Source organism: Pseudomonas sp. UMAB-08 (genome assembly GCF_900095225.1).
Classification (GTDB): Bacteria; Pseudomonadota; Gammaproteobacteria; order Pseudomonadales; family Pseudomonadaceae; genus Aquipseudomonas.
This window is the reverse complement of the sequence record NZ_LT607417.1, coordinates 206,653-226,626: the sequence shown is the minus strand read 5'-3', so window position 1 is coordinate 226,626 and position 19,974 is coordinate 206,653. Positions and strand designations below refer to the sequence as shown.

The window sequence follows — 19,974 nt, the reverse complement described above, 5'->3', positions numbered from 1 at the left end:
TGTCGCAAGCCAAGCCGAACCGATGTCGCCGAACCGATGTAGAATGCGCGGCCCTTATCTTTACGGAAGCTGTAATGGATCGCCCGCGTTTTCGAGCTTGTTTTCTTCTACCACGTTTCTGGCCGCTATGGCTGGGGCTGGGGCTGCTCTGGCTGATCGTTCAGTTGCCGTTTCGCACACTCATAGCCGTTGGTCGGACGCTGGGTGCGGTGATGTATCGTTTTGCCGGTGACCGTCGGCGTATTGCGGCGCGCAATCTGGAATTGTGCTTCCCTCATTTGTCGAAAGCCGAGCGCAAACAGCTGCTCAAGGAAAATTTCGCTTCCACCGGGATCGCTTTTTTCGAGATGGCCATGAGTTGGTGGTGGTCGCGCCAGCGATTGGCCAAACTGGCCCATATCGAAGGCCTGCAGCACCTCAAACAGGCGCAGTTGGAGGGGCAGGGTGTGATTCTCATGGCGCTGCACTTCACCACGCTGGAAATCGGCGCGGCCTTGCTCGGCCAGCAGCACACCATTGATGGCATGTACCGCGAGCACAAAAACCCGCTGTTCGACTTCATTCAGCGTCGCGGCCGTGAACGCCATAATCTGGATTCCCTCGCCATCGAGCGTGAAGACGTGCGTGGCATGCTCAAGCTGCTGCGCGCTGGCCGGGCCATCTGGTACGCGCCTGATCAGGATTATGGCGCCAAGCAGAGCGTGTTCGTGCCGCTGTTCGGGATTCAGGCGGCGACCGTGACCGCCACCAGCAAGTTCGCTAAGCTGGGTCGTGCTCAAGTGGTGCCGTTTACCCAGCAACGCCTTGCCGACGGCAGTGGTTATCGACTGGTAATTCATCCACCGCTGAGCGATTTCCCCGGCGAAAGCGACGAGGCGGATTGTCTGCGGATCAATCAGTGGGTCGAACGCGCCATCATCGAGTGTCCGTCTCAGTACTTATGGGCGCATCGACGCTTTAAAAGCCGACCAGCGGGCGAGCCGAAGCTGTATAAGAAGCGTGGCTGACACTAAACAGGCTGAATAATAAAAATGCGTTCACGCGTCATAGAAGGGCGGTCATGAGTGCCGCTGAAATCTCTTCCGCAGAACCGATCACCGGGCTGATTCTTTCCGGTGGCGGTGCACGGGCGGCTTATCAGGTCGGCGTACTGGCCGGGATAGCTGATTTGTTGCCTGCCGGTGCTCCAAATCCGTTCCCGGTGATCGTCGGCACCTCGGCCGGCGCCATCAATGCCGTGAAGTTGGCCAGCGGTGCTTCGCACTTCTGCGCCGCCGTTCACCAATTGACCGAGTTCTGGCAGGGCTTTCGCAGTCATCAGGTGCTGCGTAGCGATTGGGCGGGGGTGGTCCATCAAGCCGGCCGCTTCGTCGGCCACCATCTGATGGGCATTGGCTCGCGAGTCCCCGTGGCGTTGCTCAACAGCTCGCCCTTGCGCGACCTGCTCAACGCCCGTCTGGACCTTGGCGGTATCGACCACGCCATCGAAGCCCGGCACCTGCGTGCCGTGGCGGTGACAGCGTTTGGTTATGAGTCGGGACAAGCGGTGACCTTTTATCAAGGCAAGGACTCCATCGACTCCTGGCTGCGTCATCGGCGTATCGGCTTGCCGGCGCAACTGACGGTCGATCATTTACTGGCCAGCTCAGCGATCCCCTTGCTGTTCGCACCGATCAAGATCGAGCAGGAATATTTCGGCGACGGAGCTGTACGTCAATCAGCGCCTATCAGCCCGGCGCTGCACCTTGGCGCGAATCGGGTGCTGGTGGTCGGGGTCAGCGGCAATCCGCGCAGTGTCGAAGTAAAAGGTCCGCTGCACCGGCCAACACGGGGCGCGCAGCCGAGTCTGGCTCAGATTGGTGGGCATATGCTCAACAGCACCTTTATCGACAGCCTGGAAAGCGACATTGAATTGCTGGAACGGCTCAATGAGTTGAGTCATTTGTTGTCTCTGCAACAGCCTGTGCACAGGTTGGGGCTGGCGCCGGTCGACGTGCTGGTGATTGCGCCCAGTCAGCCGCTGGATGAAATCGCCGCACGTCATCGGCACGAGTTGCCAGCCGCCTTGCGCATGTTCTTGCGCGGCCCGGGCGCCACTAAAACCAGCGGCGCCGGCGTGCTGAGTTACCTGCTGTTCGAAACCGGGTATTGCAGTGAATTGATCGAACTGGGCCGACGCGACGCCCTGGCGCAGAGTGACCAGTTGAAGCGGTTTTTAAGGCTGGCTTGAGGAAGCGCCCCGGCGGGCGCTTTCACCGTTCAAACCGTCTTCCCCCTTTATCCTGTTGACCTCCTGAAACCTCAGGTATGTCGTTAAACAACGTCAGGTTACGGGTAACATTTTTGCGTTTATTCATAGTTGCCCGACTGGGGCGGTAAAAAGTAGTTATACGTCCAGAGTGTGGCTCCCCAGATGTTGATGCGCGAATAGTATGACTTAATGCAACTTCTCCGAATCGATAATTATATATTTACAGGCGTGCACTCAAATGAGCAGTGTCTTGATGCGCAATACACTCCGAAGGAGGTTGTGGGGAAGTTTGTTTATGACATCATTCGCACGCGCAAATAAATAAAACGTATGGACAATGCGCTCTCTGATAGAGGCATATAAAAACCGATATTGTTAATTGACGTCAATTTAAAGTCGCTATTACCGGCTTGTCCAAGGCTGAGTGATAACGGGTAAAAGGTTAACTGCTGTTCCGTCATTTATTACATTACGGAACGGGGCGGTTGAAATATAAGAATAACTCCAGCACTTACCGAGTTACCTATGCGCCAAAATCTTCCCGTAACAGGTCGTAACCTGGAACTGCCTCTGCACGCAAATATTCTGTCCACGACCAATCCTGAAAGCCATATCTCATACGTTAACCACGACTTCATCAAGATCAGCGGCTTTACCGAAGCTGAACTGCTGGGGCAGCCCCATAGCATCGTCAGACACCCGGACATGCCCCCGGCCGCTTTCGCGCACATGTGGGCCACGTTGAAAGCAGGCCGCTCATGGATGGGGCTGGTAAAGAACCGCTGCAAGAACGGCGACCACTACTGGGTCAGCGCCTTCGTCACGCCCATCAGCAAAAATGGTTCAACAGTCGAATACCAGTCCGTAAGAACCAAACCAGAACCTGAGCATGTTCAGGCAGCCGAAAAACTATACGCGCAGCTGAGAGAAGGAAGATCCCTTTCAGGGAAAAGGTCGATCGGGCTGGGTTTAAAGCTGGCGTTGCTGGTGTGGGGCGGCATTCTTGTCTGCATGGCGGGGGCGAATCTTATTGTGCCCATGCCACTCAGCACGCTACTTGCGACGCTCCTGGGCGGTGGTTTGAGTTCAATTGCGATCGCGACCCTTTTGTCTCCTCTGAATCGTCTTGCGCTCAGGGCTCGAGCCATTGCAGACAACCCCCTCAGCCAGTTGCTCTACACGGGACGTAGCGATGAGTTCGGCCAGATAGCGTTCGCCCTGCATATGATGGAAGCTGAAACAGGGGCTGTTATTGGGCGTATCGGTGATGCCTCCAATCGACTGGGGGAACATGCCAACAGCCTTCTTCGTGAGATTGAATCAAGCAACGTATTGACTGCCGAGCAACACACCGAGACAGACCAAATTGCGACTGCGGTTAACGAGATGGCTGCGAGCATTCAGGAAGTGGCCGCCAACGCTCAACATGCTGCCGAGACAGCAGGAAAAGCTTACAGCGAGACCTCATCGGGACAACGCCTGGTTGCTCATACTCGTCAGTCTATTACCGAACTGGAGGATGAGATTCGGCAAGCGGCGCACGTTATTCATGAGCTTGAAGGCCAAAGCAACGAAATATCGAAGGTATTGGACGTGATTCGCAGTATTGCCGATCAGACCAATTTACTGGCCCTGAATGCCGCCATCGAGGCAGCTCGCGCCGGAGAGCAGGGCCGGGGGTTTGCCGTGGTGGCAGATGAGGTGCGCAGCCTTGCGTCCCGTACTCAGCAGTCAACGACAGACATTCAAAGCATGATCAGCGCATTGCAGGAAAGGGCACGCACCGCCGTGACCGTCATGGAACAGAGCAGTCAGCAAGCACTCTCCAGTGTCAGTCATGCGCAGGACGCCGCCACTGCGCTCAACGGCATTGGTCTGCGAGTGAACGAGATCACCGATATGAATGCACAGATAGCGGCAGCCGTTGAGCAGCAGGGAGAGGTTAGTGAGGATATCAACCGCAGTATCAACAATATTCGTGATACGGCTAATGTTAACGTCCAGACAGGACAGAGCAATTTCGAAAGTGCGGCAGCCGTAGCACGGCTATCCTCGGCACTGAGCGAACTGGCTAAGCAGTTCTGGGAGAAACGTCACTAAATCTATTGCCTCAAGGCGCCGGGCTCCACGTAATTAGCACAGTGGCCCGGTCAGCGTGTGAACTGCGCCCCAGAAGTTGGACAGCCATCCGATCTCTGGGGTGTTTTTCATGGGCAAAGACTCATCCGCGACTGTCCAGATTCCCGCCAAGATATGGATATTGATAGTGTCTGGACACTCCCACGTCAACGTACGTAGGACCCATCCTTAAACTTCGCAAGACAACTCCCTACCTGCGCCCACCTTATTGAAACCGCTCCTGTGTCGCCGCATCTTGCAGTTCTTCCGAACTTTTTTGTGGGCGACACACTGCCATGTCAACGGCCAAACACCCTGTACTCGATCAAACCGAACCCTTGCGTGCCGCCGCTAACCGACAGCAGTTGGGGTGCCTGGAAAGTACGTGGCTGGGCTGGAACGAGCTGCATCGTTTTGTCTGTTCTAAAGGGCATGTTTTTCTCAAGACCCCGAGGCGGATGAGCCGAAGCCAAGAGAGTTGTCATGCGTGCATTCAGGATCGCTTTACTGAGCGGGTCCGCGCCATTGCCCTTGAAGCCGGGGTGACCTGGCTGGATGAGCAGTGGCTGGGTTATGGCGTGCCCCATAACTTTCGTTGTTCGCAGGGGCACACGTGGCAGCGTAAATCTTCGACCATGAGCTTGCATCCGGATTGCAGCGTCTGCAAACGCGACAAGGCCAGAAACCTCAAGGGGTTCTCCGACGGCCTTACCCGTTTGCAGCAGATCGCGGCGCAGCACGGCGGGGTATGTTTGGCTGATGCTTACACCAGTACCCGTCAACGGTATGGTTTTCGCTGTGCCCAAGGGCACGTCTGGGAGTCTCTAGGCGTCAATATCATGGGCGGTGCGTGGTGCCATGAGTGCGCGATTCAACCCAGACTTATCCATGAAAAGGGGGGGGAATGGACTGGCACGTTTGCGTGAAGTGGCTGAACGCCATGGCGGGCTCTGCCTTGACCAGGAATACCTGGGCGTAAAGCATCACTATCGCTTTCGTTGCGATGCCGGGCATGAGTGGACGAGGTTGGGGTCGAGCGCCTTGCATGGCAGCTGGTGTGTGAAATGCCACCTGAAGGCGAAGACGCTCACACTCGATGACGCGCATCGGGCCGCGGCGGCGAAAGGAGGGCAATGCCTGTCCACTGAGTATGTAAATGCCCAAATCAATCTTCAATGGCAATGCCAGAACGGGCATCGCTGGCTTGCCCGTATGGGGGGTATACGACAGGGTGGTTGGTGCAAGCGGTGCCCAAAGAGCAGGCTAAGCCTCGACGATGCCCATCAGGCCGCGCGCGCGAGAGGCGGGGAATGCCTGTCCACCGAATACGAGAACTGCTACACAAAAATGCATTGGCTGTGCGGACGAGGGCATGGCTGGCACACCAGCCTGGCAATCATACGTAATGGCCATTGGTGCCCTGAGTGCTCTTATATGGCAAAGGTCACTACCCAGAAGACCATGAAACGTTATTTATCGGCCAAGTAAGGGCTTGGTCATCACACTCATGAATAACGCCGACTCGAGAAAGCGCTGTAACCAGGCCCGCAGGCGAGGGTAGGGGCTTTGCCAGAACCAGTCGGGGTCGACGTAGCAGAATTGCCGCACAAAGGGCGCCAGAGCGATGTCGGCCAGCGTCACGTGCTCAGCGGTGAGGAAGGTCCGTTGTTGCAGGCGCTCTTCAAGTGTTTGCAAAAACACCGCACCCAGGTCGCGGTAGTGTTCCTGCGAGTGTTCAGGATGGCGGACCGCGTATTTGTAGTGGTCCAGATGGCGCTTGAAGACGTGATCGTTTTCTTCGATCAATGCCCCGATGTCTTTCTGGGCCTGCGGGTCGTTTGCCAGCAGCCAGTCATCGGGGTCGTTGAGCGCCAGTGCCCAGCGCATGATGCCCAGACTCTCGTCGATCACGCGTCCTCCCTCACAGATCAGGACGGGCACAGTGCCTTTGGGTGAACAGGCGAGCATGTGCGGCGGCTTTTCTTTGAGGCTGACTTCGCGAATGTCCAGTGCGCAGCCCGCATAAAACAACGCCATGCGCGCACGCATGGCGTAGGGGCAGCGCCGGAAAGAGTAAAGAATCGGCGTCGCGGTGTTCACTGCGCTCGACAACGGGTCTCTTTACGCTTCGGCAGTCAGTTGACCGCAGTCGGCGATCACGACTTTTTTGCTGGTTTTGCCTGATTGCGAGCCCAGTGCTTCGATGGCTCGCACGACGTCCATGCCTTCGATGACTTTACCGAATACCACGTGCTTGCCATCCAGCCAGCTGGTGACGATGGTGGTGATGAAGAACTGGCTGCCGTTGGTGTTCGGGCCGGCGTTGGCCATGGACAGGTCGCCTGGCTCGGTGTGCTTCAGGGTGAAGTTCTCGTCCTTGAACTTTTCGCCGTAGATCGACTTGCCGCCGGTGCCGTTGTGGTTGGTGAAGTCACCGCCTTGCAGCATGAAGTCTTTAATCACGCGGTGGAACGAAGAGCCTTTGTAGTGCAGGCCGTCGCCTTTCTCGCCGGTGCACAGGGCACGGAAGTTCTCAGCGGTTTTCGGTGCCACGTCTTCGCGAAGTTCCATCACGATGCGACCCATTGGCTCGTCGTTGGCAGTGATGTCGAAAAATACTTTTGAATTGGACACGGGTAGTTACCTTCTCATTTGAGGTGGCGCAACGGGTCGCGCCGTGGGTGTGTAGGGTACAGAAATTCCGCTTGGCAGTTCTGTCTGACACAGAAAATGGGGGCTGCCTGTCGGTTTATCAATTGCTGACCTCAATCGTACTCAAACCATTGCCCTGGCGCCGCACCTGAATCTGTACCGGGATTCGCTCGTGCATTTCCTGCACATGGGAAATCACCCCCACTTTACGCCCTTGGGCTTGCAGGCCATCGAGGGCATCCATGGCCAGTTGCAGGGATTCGGGGTCGAGGCTGCCGAAGCCTTCGTCGATGAACAGGGATTCGATTTTCAGCGTGCTCGAAGCCATTGAGGCTAGGCCCAGGGCCAGGGCCAACGACACAAGGAAGGTCTCGCCGCCGGACAACGAATGCACCGAGCGCAGTTCGTCGCCCATTTCGGTATCCATTACCAGCAAGCCCAACATGCTGCCGCCGCGCTTCAGGCGATAACGGCGCACCAGTTGGCGCAGTTGCGCGTTGGCATGGTGAACCAGCAGGTCAAGGTTGTAGGCCTGAGCGATCTTGCGAAACTTGTCGCCTTCGGCCGAACCGATCAGCGTGGCCAGACGCGCCCAGCGTTGATACTGAGCATAGGCGTCGGCAATCTGTTGCGCCAACGCCTGATTGGCGTCTTGGCGGCGTTGATCGTCGGCTTGTTGGGCGCGCAGGTCGGCATTGAGGTGTTCATTGGCGGCGAACAGACCTTGCAGCTCGCTCAATGCGCTGTCCAGTTGCTCGGGGTCAAGGTTGCCATTGTGTTGCGCTTGATGGCTTTGCAGACGCTGTTCGCGCTCGTGCAGCAGGACCTTGGCTTGCTCGATGGCTTTTTCACTGTGCTGCAGGCGCTGGCGCAGTTGGCTGACGTGTTCATCGTCGATGCTCAGTAACTGTTCAAGAGCACTGTCATCCAGCTCGCTATGGCGGCTGCGCCATTCGGCAATCCTGGCGCTCAGCTCGCTGCGTTCTTGCTCCAGGCTTTGCAGGCGTTCCTGCCTGGCTTTGAGTTCGGCGGCGAGTTGGATCAGTTGGCTGCGTACGTCCTGCAACGCTTGGCCTGCAGTGCTTTCGACGTGACGCGCTTGCTCGACGGCGTGTTCCAGTTGTTGCTGCCAGCGTTCAGCGCTGCGTTGTTCACCGGCTTGGCCACCCAGCAGTTCAGCGAGCGTTTGCTGGCTGGTGTGCTGCTGCTGGGTGAGGGCGGCGAAACGTTGTTGCAGGTCTTCCAGGTGCTTGGCGCGGGCGTGTTGCTGGAACTGCTCCTGCTCGATTTTTTGCTGACGTCCACTCTGTTCAAGCAGCTCATCGCGTTGCTGCTCCAACTGGTCCAGGCGCTGGGTCACTTGCTGATCGAGCTGCATGACCGTCGCTGCGGCTTCGTTGCGCAAGCCATTGAGGATCTCGGCGGGCAGCAGTGGGGTGAACGCCGCGAGTTCTTCTTCCAGGCGCTCATGGTCGCTGGCCAGTTGCCGCCGCTGTTCGGCCACGTGTTGCGTGGCGGTCTGGCTGGCCTCGGTGGCGCTTTGCAGTTGTTGCTGCAGGCGTCCGGCGTCTTGTTGCAGTTTGAGCAATGCGCTCTGGCGCTGCTCATCCTGGGTGATGTTTTGAGACAGCTGACTTAACTGCTGGCTCAACCAACCGTCGCGCTTGGCCGCGTCCTGCTCCAAGAGGCGGGCGCTGAGCGGATGAGCCTCGAGACTCGGGGTCAAGGCGTGTTGCTGTGTGGACAGTTGTTCCTGTTGGTGCAGGAACTCTTTTTGCTGAGCGATCAACCCACTGACGCTGGCGCGCAGGTCGACCAGCTTTTCCCGCAGGACATTTACGGCTTTCAGGGCGTTGGCTTCTTCGCTTTCGTCATGCCGGGTCAGGCTTTGCAGCAGGGCTTCAGGCTGATGATATGGATGCTCGTGACTGCCACACACCGGGCACGGCTGGTCGTCCTGCAACTGTTCGCGCAACTCTTCGACACTGGCGCTACGGGCGAGGCGTTGGCGCTCCAGCAGTTGCTGGGTGACTGCCAGGGTTTGCTCGGCGACCTTGAGTTCATCCTTGGCCTGAATCCCCTCGCGGTTGAGGTGCTCGCGCTGTTGTTGGGCGTGCTGCTGTTTCTGTGCAAGCGCCAGCGAACGGGTGTCGAGTTCCTGCTGCTCTGTCCATAAACGCGCAAGGCCTTCGAAGGCGCGCTGCTGTTTGCGATTGTCTTGCAGCAGGCTGCCAAGGATCTGGATTTGCTCACTGACGGCATGCGCTTCAGCACCGGCTTCGCTGTACAGCAACTCCAGGGCGTTGCGTTGCTCGGTGAGGTGTTGGCTGGCGCTGGCGGCACGCTGCTCAAGCTGTGGCAACTCGATCTGGCCCTGTTTCAAGCGGCTGCCGATCTGCATCACTTGCTTCAGACGTTCGCGGTAGGCATTCCAGGCTTCGCTGAGCGGGGCCAATGCGCTGCTCTGCTCAAGATGTCCGGCAATTCGTTCCAGCCGCTCGACCACCTGACGTTGCTGGTCGAGCAGGCCTTGCAGGGCGCTTTGGCCCTGCGCGCATTGTTGCTCGGCCTGTTGCTTGAGTTCAGCCGCCTGGCTCAGCTCGTCGATCAAGCGCGCGACAGTGCTTTGGGTTTCGAAGGCTTGACGCAACAGCGGCGTGGCGTCGGTCTGCTGCTGCTGAGCGTTGAGCAACGCTGCGTGGGCATCGACTTGGGTTTTCTCGAGCTGCGCCTGCTGTGCCTGACGTTCGATCTGCTGCTGTTGATGTTGCTGAATCTGCGCCGCCAGCGGGTTGAACTGGGCATTCAGTTCGGCCTGACGGGCGAACTGGTGACGTTGTGGTGCCAGGTGTTCCAGCCGGGCCAGCTTCAGACGTTCGGCGCTCTGGCCGTCCCACTGCAATTGGGCCTGCTGCACCTGTTCGGCAGCGCTTTGCTGTTCGTCCTGCAACTGACGCAGGACGTTGAGCCATTGCTGCTGAAGCTCAAGTTGCTTGAGTTGCGCTTGCTGAGTCTTCAGCTGTTGTTGGGCTTCGTTGAAACGCTGGTCGAGTTCGGCGCGGGCCTCTGGCGTTAGCGGTGTTACGCCGGTGGCCAGTGCTTTCAGATCTTCATGGACCTTTTCCGCTTCCTTGCTCTTGCTGTAGGCGCGGCGGCCCAGTTGGCTGTAGATCGCGGTATCAGTGAGCTTTTCCAGCAGTTCGCTGCGCTCTTTGTCATCGGCCTTGAGGAAGGCGCTGAACTCGCTTTGCGCCAGCATGACGGCGCGGGTGAACTGTTCGAAGTTCAGGCCCAGGCGCGCTTCGAGCATGGCTTTGTATTCGGTTTTGTTCTGGCTGCTCAGCACCCGTTCGCTGTCCAGATCGGTCAGGGTCTGGCGGCTGGCCTGGAGTTTTTTGCTGGCGTTGTCCCGTGCGCGGTTGGTTTCCCAGCGGGCGCGGTAGCGGCGGTTATCGATGCCGATGAAATCCACTTCGGCATAACCGCTGCCGGTGCCACGCCGCAGCAAGGTGCGCGGGTCGTTGGTGCTGATATCGCCGTCGATCTCCGGCACTTTGGACTGCCCGACATTGCTCAGCCGTGGGATGGCGCCGAATAACGCCAGGCACAGCGCGTCGAGCAGGGTACTTTTGCCGGCCCCGGTCGGCCCGGTGATTGCGAACAAACCAGCACTGGCCAACGGTTCAGCGGTGAAATCCAGCTCGAACGGACCGGCGAGGGAAGCGAGGTTTTTCAGGCGAATGGCGAGAATTTTCATGGCTGTTCGCTCTCCAGTTGCACGTCCTGCAAGAGCGTGGCGAAATCCTTGAGGGTTTGTTCGTCGACCTCGCTGCCGTAGCTGTCCTGCCAGGCGCGGCTGAACAGTTCCAGCGGGCTGAGTTGGTCAAGGTCGATCAGGCCGTTGCCGCTGTCATCGCCCCCGGCGCCGCCGTTGCCCGCATATTCGGTGGCGATGCGCACCAGACGTACGGCCTTGCCTTGCAGGACGGTTTCGATTTGCTGGCGCAGATCGGGCTGTGGCTCGTCGAGGCGCACCCGAACTTCCAGCCAGGGTTGGCGCTCGATGTCAGCCAGCAGATCGATATTCGGCAAGGACCCCAGTTGCACCAATAACTCGGCCAGAGGAGCCGGTCCGACGCGTTGCAGATTGACTGCGCGAGGAATCAGGCAGGGTTCGACGCTGATCAGTTGATCGCCGTCGCAATTGATTTCGAGAATCTGATGCTGATAGCCGATCTCGGAAAACGATAGCGGGATCGGCGAGCCGCTGTAGCGGATGCGATCTTCACCGTTGACCTTCTGCGGTTTGTGCAGGTGGCCAAGGGCAACGTAGGTGATGCTCGGACCGAACAGACTGGCGGGCAGGGCCTCGGCGTTGCCGATGATCAGGCTGCGTTCAGAGTCTTCGGACACCGAGCCACCGGCCATGTGCGCGTGGCTGATGGCGATCAAGGCCTGTCCCGGTTGGCGCTTGAGGTTGGCGGCTTCGATCAGCAGTTCATGGACCCGACCAATACCGCGCAGGTAGTCGTCGCCCAGGGTGGCGCCCGTGACTTCAGCGGGCCGAAGAAACGGCAGCGCCAGGCACCAGGCGCCGATGTCGCCGTTGGCCTTGGGTAACGGCAGCAACAGCCGCTCGGCATCCAGTTGTCCGTCATCAAGCCACAACACCCGCCCCAGGGCATGGGTGCGCAAACGGCGCATCAGTGGTGCAGGCAGTTCGATGCGCGAGCCGGAGTCGTGGTTGCCGGCGATCATCACAATAGTCAGCAACGGGAGCTGTTCGTGAGCGTTGACGATGAAGTCGTACAGGCGCTCCTGGGCTTTGACCGGCGGGTTGACGGTGTCGAAAATGTCCCCCGCGATCAACAGCACGTCAGGTTGGCGGTCGACCAGGCGGCCCAGCAGCCAGGTCAGAAAGCAGGCGTGTTCGAAGTCTCGCTCCTGGCCATGCAGGTTCTGGCCGAGGTGCCAGTCGGAGGTGTGGAACAAACGCATGGGGAATCCTTGTACAGCCTGTAGGAGCGGACTTGTCCGCGAAGAGGCCGGGTCAGTCAATGAAGATCGAATAAAAACCGCAGATATTCAGCATTATTTCGGGTACAGCGGTGGCAGGCTGGTGTCGGTGGCCGGATTTTGAACCCGCTCACCTGCTGGCAAGGTACGCACGGCGCGCCACAGCTCTTCACCTTGCCAGTACTGGCCGGCCTCGCTGTACAGCGCGCCGTTCAGGCCGTCGAGGGCGTCGGACAAGGGCACGAAACGTGCTGCCATGTCGGCCAGGGTTTCCGGTTGTTGGCGAGCCCAGGCATCCAGAGCCTGACGGGTCGCCTGTGGATCGTTGGCCTGACTGGCACGCCTGAGCTCATCGAGCACGGTGCGCGGGCTCGGACCCGTTTGCACAACCCGAGACACTGCCGGTTGCCAACGCGCGCGCCACCACAGGCCAAAGCCGAGCAGGGTAGTGCAGGCCAGAAATAACGTACTCAGTTGCCACGCCCACAACGTTTGCCCGGTGATGGTCAGGCCGTTCGCGTCGGTGCCCATCGGAGCGTCCATGGACAGACTCGGGTTATTCACCACCTGCAGGGTGCGCGCGGGGAGGCTGCTGTGTTCCAGATGATCTTCAAGGGTGTTCCACCAGACCACGTCCACCGCCGGCAAATCGATTGCGCCTGTGCGTGTTGGCACCAGGGCTTCGCGTTCTTCGCGGCTGCCGATCAGGCCCCGTTCGCTGGTCAGGTTGGCCAATTGAGGCTGATCGGGGTAACGACGCAGGCCACTGACGTCGGTGCCGGGCAGTGGCGTCAGTTGCGCGCTGGACAAACCTTCGGCGCGGATTGTCAGGCTGCGGGTCAGGGAGTCGCCGACCTGGCTGTGTTCCGGCTCCGGGTTCCAGGTCTCGCTCAAGCTCACGCTGCGTGCGGGCAACCATGGAGCGTCGGCAGGGTAGTCGGCGGGCTGGGGTTTTATCCACAGGGGGATTTCGGCGGAGCTGACGTGCACCTGCTTGCCTGGCTTGGGACCGGTCGGGTTGACACCCTGGGCTTGCCCCTGATTCTGGGCCTGAGCGTCCTGCACCAACGTTGCACTGAAGACTTGCGCGGGAATCAGCAACTCGCCGCTGTGCTGTGGATAAATCGCATAGCGTATCTCGATGACGCCGTGGCGAATGCCATTGATCAGTTTTTCATAGGTGCGCGAATCACCGAGTTTCTCGATCCGTGCATCCTGGATCTGCAAGGGCGTCAGGTTGCTGTCGTCGAACAGTGCGACCGAGTGATAGATGCGCAGGGTCAGCACGACTTGAGCTTGAACGTAGACGCTTTCCTGATCGAGGCTGGCGTCGATGAACACCGGCGCCAGCGTGCCCTGGTCCTGGGCTTCGCTTTGCACCACTTGCAACGTGATGGGCTGGCTTTTCAGTTCGCCCAGTTGCAACGAGGGGATGATCACGGTGCCATTCTGCTTCGGCAGCAGGGTAATGATCCATCGTGTGGTGGCTTGAGCGCCGCCATCCAGAGTGGTCAGGTGGTTGATCTGGCGCGTGCCGCGTACGTCGAAATCAGCCTCCAGCGTGGTCAGATCGGGTTTGCCGAACAACGTGACGTCATTGGATTCCAGGGTCAGCTCTACGGTCTCGCCGGAGTTCAGGCGCGCACGATCGACGCTGGCCACCAGCTCGGCAGCCTGAGCCGACAGAGCCATAAGACCCAGCATGAGGCTGATCAATAAAGTGTACGGGCGACTCATCGGGTCTGTTCCTGACGCTGTTGCTGTTCATACCAGAATTTACGTCGCAACAATTCGCCGGGGTCGTCCGGGATCTGTCGCAACCATTGTTCCAGAGCTTGCCGTCGCTCTCCGTCGAGGGCGGTTTCGGCGGGTTTGATCGGTGGTCGGGTGGTGTTTTCATCGCCCAGTTGTGAGCCTGGAACGTCGTTGCCGCCAGCCGGGCTGTTCGGGTTGCTGGTAACGGTGTTGTTATTGGCGCTGCTGTCGTCACCTGACGGAGGCTGATTTGAATTCTGCGGTGCTGTCGCCGCGCCAGCTTGTGGGTCTTCGCCGATGTCGTCTTTTTTGCTGTCGTCCGGCTTGCTGGGGCTGGAGGCCTGTTGCTGCTTGTCCTGTTCCAGCAAACGCTCGACCAGGGCTTTGTTTTTCAACGCCGGCTGCAGATCGGGTTGGCGTTCCAGGGCCTGTTCATAGGCATCCAGCGCGGCTTCCAGTTCGCCAGCCCTGGCCAGCGCATTGCCGCGATTATAGTGGTCGGCGGCGTTGTTGCTTTCAGCAAATCGCTGAGCGGCACTGGCATAGTCGCCGGCCTGGTACAGCGCCACGCCTTGCCATTGCCTGTCCTTGAAGTGTTGCGCAGCTTCGGCGGGCTGACCTTGTTCGAGCAGGCGCTGGCCCTGTTGGTCGGGCCGCAACCACAGGTCGTTGAACTCGAAGGCATAGCTGGGCTGCGGAAGCATGAACAACAGCGGCAGGCACAACAACCAGCCTCGGCGCCCGGCGCAGGCCGCAAGCAACAATAACGGCAGCAGCAGCCAGGGCCCCTGGTCGTCCCAACTGTCCAGATGCACGGTCTGGCCATCGCTGCGAAGGCTTTGCGGACTGTCGAACAGGCCCAGCCCTCGCAGGTCGGAGTCATCCAGTCGGGCCTGTCGATAGCGCCCGTCGATCTGGCTGGCGAAGTCCTTCAGGCTTGGGCTGTCCAGACGGGGCAGCAGGATTGCGCCCTGTGGGTCTCTGAGAAAGCCGCCTTTTTCCTGCGTGACCGGGGCACCGTCAGCGGTGCCGACGCCGAGGATCAGCAGCGGCGGCGACTGACGGCTCAATGCTTCGCGGATGCCTTGGCGTTCCTGTTCGCTGAGTGACGAGCCGATCAACAGCAAGCGGCCCTGGCCCTGCGCACTTTGCTTGAGCAGGGCAAGCGCTTTGGTTACCGCCAGATCGGCGCGGTGCCCAGCCTCGGGCATGATCGAGGGCTTGAGCGCTTCGAGCAGATTGCGACTGGTGGCCAGGTCGTCAGACAGCGGCACCAGGGTGTGAGCGCTACCGGCATAGACGATGATCGCCGTCTGCGAATCGCTGCGGCTCTGCAACAGGTCGAGCAGTTTACGTCGCGCCTGCTCCAGCCGAGTCGGTGGAGTGTCGGTGGCGAGCATTTCCGGGGTTAGCTCCAGCAACACCACCAATGGGTCGGCGGGCTTCTGGCTGGATTGCTCGACGTGCTGCCAACTCGGGCCGAGCAACGCCAGCACGGCGAGGGTCCAGGCCAGGCCCAGCGCAACCCACGGCAATTTGCTGTCGCGACCACTGCCGCCTCCGAGCAATACCGCGTGGAAAGCCACAGGCAGGATCATCTGCCAGCGTCCTGCACGTTTTTGTCGGTGCCAGAGTTGCCACAGCAACCAGCCCAGCAGCGGCAGTAACAGCAACCACCAAGGCCTGAGCCAGTGCGGCCAGAACGTGATCATCGACGCCTCCGCAAACGCTTGAGTCGCTGACGCCATTGCTCATTCGACGGCAGAAAAACTTTCTGTTTGAAAAAGCGTTGCAGCACGTTGTTCGGAAAGCGTTCGCGGATCACCAACAGCATGCTTAATAGCAGCGCGGCGGCCAGCGGCCAGTGATACAACGCCTGGGCCGAGCGTGCCTGGGTCGGTTGTTGGGCGACCGGCTCCAGGGTGTCGAGGGTTTGTCTGATTTTTTGCAATTGCTGGCCGTCACGTGCGCGAAAATATTTGCCCCCGGTGATGTCGGCAATGTGTTTGAGGGTGGGCTCGTCCAGGTCCAGGCTCGGGTTCAACCCCGGTATGCCCAGCGTTCCGCCTTGTTCCGGGTCGGCGCCAATGCCGATCGGGTAGATTTTTACCCCTTCACTGGCGGCCAGGCGTGCGGCGGTCACCGGATCGATTTCGCCGCCGTTGTTGGCGCCGTCGGTGACCAGCACCAATACCCGGCTTTGTGCCGGGCGCAGACGCAGACGCTTGAGACCCAGGCCGATGGCGTCGCCGATAGCTGTATTTTTCCCTGCAATGCCGATCCGCGCTTCGTCCAGCCAGATGCGCACGGTGTGTCGGTCGAACGTCAGGGGGGCCTGGAGATAGGCCCGGCTGCCAAACAGAATCAGCCCGACCCGATCACCTTCGCGATGTTCGAGAAAGTCCCCCAGCAAGTGCTGGACCAGGGTCAAGCGGCTGACCTCATCGTTGTTCCAGTGCATGTCGGGGTAGTCCATGGAACCGGAGACGTCCACGGCCACCAGCAAGTCGCGACCGCTGGCGGCGATCGGCAACGGTTCACCCAGCCACTCTGGACGGGCAGCGGCCATCAGCAATAACAGCCATAGCAGAATAAACGGTGCCTGCTGCCGCCAGCCGGGCAGATGAACCCGCGCCCGACGCCCGGCCAGACTTTCCAGTTCGCTGAGAAAGCTGACCTTGAGCGCCGCTTCACCGCTGTCTGCCGCAGGCAACAGTATTCTCATCAGCCAGGGCAGTGGCAGCAGGGCGAAGACCCACAGCCAGGCGAACTCAAACATGTTTGCGAATCCAGGTCTCGACCGCCTGATTCAGGCCGGTGATGGCTTTGTCGTCGAGTTTGCACTCCGGTTTGTACGCGCCTTCGACCAGCACCATCCAGCGGGTCAGACCGGCAGCGGGACACCGGTTGTCGAGAAAGGCCAGCCACTTGCGGCCGTTCAAGGTGTGACTTTGGCTGTAGGGATAGTGGTTGCGACACAGGCGCTTGAGCAGCGCGTTGATCTGCTGCAGCCAGGCGCCAGCAGGTGCGCCGTCGTAAGGCTTGGGCAGTCCGGCAAGTTCTTCCAGGGCAGCCACCCTCACAGGGTCCAGCGGTTGCTCGGCGCGGCTGACCGGGCGCTTGCCAGACCAGTATCGACGCAAACGCCACAGCCCCCACGCCGCCACTGGAAGCAAGAGCAGGAGCAGCCACCAGCCCGGCGCCGGTGGCCAGAAGCTCACCGCTGCGGGGGGGATCAGCGGTTGCAGTTGCTCCAGGGTATTCATCGTTGTTTACCGGGGCGCTGGGGGTTCAGGTATTCGCGCAGTTGCTCGACCATCTCGCTTTGCGTGCTCAGTGGCATCGATGGCACACGCAGTTTTTGCGCGAGTAATTCCCAGCGTGCGACCCGGGCTTCGCCCTGAGCACGATAGGCCTGGCGCAAGTCCGGTTTGAGGGTGTCGAGTTCCAACTGTGCGCCGCGTTCGGAGAAACGTAACAGGCCGGCTGCCGGCAAAGCGTGATCCAGTGGGTCGGACAGCGGCAACAGCAGCAGATCGCAATGCCTGGACAGCAGACTCAGTTGCTGCTCGGCCGCATCGGACAGCGCCCGCTCATCGCAGATCACGATCACCAGACTGCCGGGGCGCAGTACTTCACGGGCGCGGCGCAGGGCGGTGCCAAACGCGTCGCGGTCGGCGGGGATTTCGGTGTGCAGCGATTGATTGACCCGCACCAGCCGGTTGAGCAACTGCAACAGGCTCTGCTTGCTGCGCCGGGGTTTGATCTCATAGTGCTCGTTGTCGCCGAACACCAGCCCGCCGACCCGGTCGTTATGGCCCAGGGCGGCCCAGCCGATCAGTGCCGCAGCCTGAGCGGCGAGGACCGATTTGAACATCAGGCCCGACCCGAAAAACAGCCGTCGGCTTTGTTCCACCAGAATGAAGATGGGGCGCTCGCGCTCTTCATGGAACAGCTTGGTGTGCGGCTCCTGGGTGCGGGCGGTGACGCGCCAGTCGATGGTGCGCACGTCGTCGCCGGCCTGGTAAACCCGCACCTGATCGAAGTCCACGCCACGCCCGCGCAGCTTGGAGTGGTGCAGGCCGATCAACGGGCTGCGCTGGCTCGGGGTGGAAAACAGTTGCACTTCGCGCACGCGATGGCGCATCTCGATCAGCTCGGCGAGGCTGACGCGTATTCCCGGCTCGGCAATCGGTTGGGGTTGCATGGGGTCAGGCGACAGCCACGACGTCGAGGATGCGCTGGATCACGCGGTCCTGATCTATACCGGCGGCTTCCGCTTCGAACGACAGAATAATCCGGTGGCGCAACACGTCGAACAGCACCGCCTGAATATCTTCGGGGCTGACGAAATCCCGGCCAGCCAGCCAGGCATGAGCCCGCGCGCAACGGTCCAGGGCAATCGAACCGCGCGGGCTGGCGCCGTAAGCGATCCAGTCGGCCATTTCCGGGTCGAACTTGGCGGGTGTGCGCGTGGCCATCACCAGTTGCACCAGGTATTCCTCCACCGCATCGGCCATGTACAGCCCGAGGATTTCCTTGCGTGCGGCGAAAATCGCCTGCTGGCTGACCCGGCGTTCTGGCTTGGTTTCGCCATTAAGTGCTTCGCCGCGAGCCTGCTGAAGAATTTTGCGTTCGACTGCCGCGTCCGGGAAACCGATTTTGACGTGCATCAGGAAGCGGTCGAGCTGGGCTTCGGGCAGCGGATAGGTGCCCTCCTGCTCGATGGGGTTCTGCGTCGCCATCACCAGAAACAGCGGTGACAGTTCATAGGTGCTGCGCCCGACACTGACCTGACGTTCGGCCATGGCCTCCAACAAGGCTGACTGAACCTTGGCCGGGGCCCGGTTGATTTCGTCGGCGAGCACCAGATTGTGGAAGATCGGCCCCTGTTGGAAGACGAAGCTGCCCGTTTCCGGACGATAGATCTCGGTGCCGGTGATGTCGGCAGGCAGCAAATCAGGGGTGAATTGAATGCGGTGAAATTGTGCTTCCACGCCTTCGGCCAGTTCCTTGATCGCCTTGGTCTTGGCCAGACCCGGTGCGCCTTCGACCAGCATATGGCCGTCTGCGAGCAGGGCAATCAACAGCCGTTCGATCAGTTTTTCCTGGCCGAGAATCTGCGTTGAGAGAAAGGTTCGCAGCGCAATCAGCGCTTCACGATGTTCCATCGTTGACTGTTCCTGGCAGGGTGACCGACAGCGTCAAATGACACTGAGGTTGGGGGCGTTACTTTAATCCATCCGGGGCTGTGCCGACTAACGGCTATGGGCTTTTTTCTGGGATTATCAGATTAAGACTGCGGAAGTCTCGGAATTGTCTGACGTGTCGTGTCGAAGCTGTGTAGGAAGTTGGTGCTGGGTAGATCTCCATCACAGCCTTCTGCAGTACTTACACCCGATAAAATGCCGCCGCATTGTCCCAAAGCGCCAGCCGTGCGCCTTGTTCGCCCACTGCATCGATCAGCAGCTCGATATCGCTCGCTGCAAACGGCCGTGGCGCGCGGGTGGAGGGCAGGTCTGTGCCGAACATCAGGGCGTGGGGGTTGGCGGCGAAAATGTCTTTCAGGGCCGAGGCTACCGGGAAGTCCACCCGACCAAAACCACAGGCCTTGATACGTACGCCTTTTTCGGCCAGGCGCAGGACACTGGGCAGACCTTCTTTGCTCAAACCCAGATGATCAATGCTGATCGCCGGTAATTGCAGCAGGCGTTGTTCAATCTCGGGCAACTCGCGGGAGTCGATGTACAGCTCGGAGTGCCATCCCACTTGCTCATGCACGCGATGGGCCAGCGCTTCAAGCTGGTCCAGTTGCTCCGAACCGCCGCGTTTGAGGTTGAACCGCAGTGCGCGCACCCCAAAGCCATTCAGGGTTTGCAGTTCGGCGTTGGTCACGCGACCAGGTAATTGGGTCACGCCAACGAAGCCTGACCCCAGTCGATGCAGGGCGTCGAGCAGATAACCCTGGTCGAAGCCCTGGAAAGAGCCGGACACCACGGCGCCGCCGGTGACGCCCAGTGGCCGGGTTTGGGTCAGGTAATCCTCGACGCTAAAAGGCTCGGGCAGATAACCGTTGTTGGGCACCAGGGGAAAGCGCGAATCAATGATGTGGCAGTGAGCATCGAAAATCGATGGGGTCATGACTGTTCCCGTCTTGGTGTCGGTTAACGATCAAACGATGG

General features: G+C 59.8%; 15 protein-coding genes. 4 read left to right on the top strand and 11 right to left on the bottom strand.

The annotated features are described in order from the left end of the window. Positions 1-74: 74 nt before the first annotated feature. From K0F75_RS08965 to K0F75_RS08950, 4 genes are all read left to right on the top strand, one after another. Entirely contained in the window at positions 75-1,007 is a 933-nt protein-coding gene (locus K0F75_RS08965) for a lipid A biosynthesis lauroyl acyltransferase (RefSeq protein WP_219061518.1), read from the top strand. Positions 1,008-1,060: 53 nt separating this feature from the next. Further along, positions 1,061-2,230: a patatin-like phospholipase family protein gene (locus K0F75_RS08960; protein WP_219061517.1), complete on the top strand. Its 1,170-nt coding sequence runs from the start codon at positions 1,061-1,063 to the stop codon at positions 2,228-2,230. 546 nt (positions 2,231-2,776) lie between these two features. Then, positions 2,777-4,351 (top strand): PAS domain-containing methyl-accepting chemotaxis protein, encoded by a 1,575-nt coding sequence (locus K0F75_RS08955; protein ID WP_219061516.1) that lies wholly within the window; start codon positions 2,777-2,779, stop codon positions 4,349-4,351. A 314-nt stretch (positions 4,352-4,665) separates the two neighbouring features. After that, positions 4,666-5,295 (top strand): hypothetical protein, encoded by a 630-nt coding sequence (locus tag K0F75_RS08950; protein WP_219061515.1) that lies wholly within the window; start codon positions 4,666-4,668, stop codon positions 5,293-5,295. A 547-nt stretch (positions 5,296-5,842) separates the two neighbouring features. Here the strand turns inward: K0F75_RS08950 and K0F75_RS08945 are convergent. The 11 genes from K0F75_RS08945 to K0F75_RS08895 all read right to left on the bottom strand — a co-directional run bounded on the left by K0F75_RS08945 (position 5,843) and on the right by K0F75_RS08895 (position 19,933). Then, positions 5,843-6,481 (bottom strand): glutathione S-transferase, encoded by a 639-nt coding sequence (locus K0F75_RS08945; protein WP_374028619.1) that lies wholly within the window; start codon positions 6,479-6,481, stop codon positions 5,843-5,845. 9 nt (positions 6,482-6,490) lie between these two features. After that, positions 6,491-7,003, bottom strand: a complete 513-nt coding sequence (locus K0F75_RS08940; protein ID WP_219061514.1) for a peptidylprolyl isomerase — start codon at positions 7,001-7,003, stop codon at positions 6,491-6,493. A 118-nt stretch (positions 7,004-7,121) separates the two neighbouring features. Beyond that, on the bottom strand, positions 7,122-10,778 hold the full coding sequence (locus K0F75_RS08935) for an AAA family ATPase (protein ID WP_219061513.1): 3,657 nt from the start codon (positions 10,776-10,778) through the stop codon (positions 7,122-7,124). Next, positions 10,775-12,019: an exonuclease SbcCD subunit D C-terminal domain-containing protein gene (locus K0F75_RS08930; RefSeq protein WP_219061512.1), complete on the bottom strand. Its 1,245-nt coding sequence runs from the start codon at positions 12,017-12,019 to the stop codon at positions 10,775-10,777. The genes K0F75_RS08935 and K0F75_RS08930 overlap by 4 nt, the downstream gene beginning before the upstream one ends. A gap of 93 nt (positions 12,020-12,112) precedes the next feature. Continuing rightward, positions 12,113-13,774, bottom strand: a complete 1,662-nt coding sequence (locus K0F75_RS08925) for a BatD family protein (RefSeq protein WP_219061511.1) — start codon at positions 13,772-13,774, stop codon at positions 12,113-12,115. Next, positions 13,771-15,504 (bottom strand): VWA domain-containing protein, encoded by a 1,734-nt coding sequence (locus tag K0F75_RS08920; RefSeq protein WP_219061510.1) that lies wholly within the window; start codon positions 15,502-15,504, stop codon positions 13,771-13,773. The genes K0F75_RS08925 and K0F75_RS08920 overlap by 4 nt, the downstream gene beginning before the upstream one ends. Beyond that, positions 15,501-16,571: a VWA domain-containing protein gene (locus K0F75_RS08915; protein ID WP_219061509.1), complete on the bottom strand. Its 1,071-nt coding sequence runs from the start codon at positions 16,569-16,571 to the stop codon at positions 15,501-15,503. Before K0F75_RS08915 ends, K0F75_RS08920 begins: the two co-directional genes overlap by 4 nt. Continuing rightward, complete coding sequence (locus K0F75_RS08910) at positions 16,564-17,058, bottom strand: DUF4381 domain-containing protein (RefSeq protein WP_219061508.1); 495 nt, start codon at positions 17,056-17,058, stop codon at positions 16,564-16,566. The genes K0F75_RS08915 and K0F75_RS08910 overlap by 8 nt, the downstream gene beginning before the upstream one ends. Continuing rightward, complete coding sequence (locus K0F75_RS08905; RefSeq protein ID WP_219061507.1) at positions 17,055-17,999, bottom strand: DUF58 domain-containing protein; 945 nt, start codon at positions 17,997-17,999, stop codon at positions 17,055-17,057. Before K0F75_RS08905 ends, K0F75_RS08910 begins: the two co-directional genes overlap by 4 nt. Positions 18,000-18,003: 4 nt before the next feature. Then, positions 18,004-18,963 (bottom strand): MoxR family ATPase, encoded by a 960-nt coding sequence (locus tag K0F75_RS08900; protein ID WP_219061506.1) that lies wholly within the window; start codon positions 18,961-18,963, stop codon positions 18,004-18,006. Positions 18,964-19,183: 220 nt separating this feature from the next. After that, positions 19,184-19,933 (bottom strand): amidohydrolase, encoded by a 750-nt coding sequence (locus K0F75_RS08895; RefSeq protein WP_219061505.1) that lies wholly within the window; start codon positions 19,931-19,933, stop codon positions 19,184-19,186. Positions 19,934-19,974 lie beyond the last annotated feature (41 nt).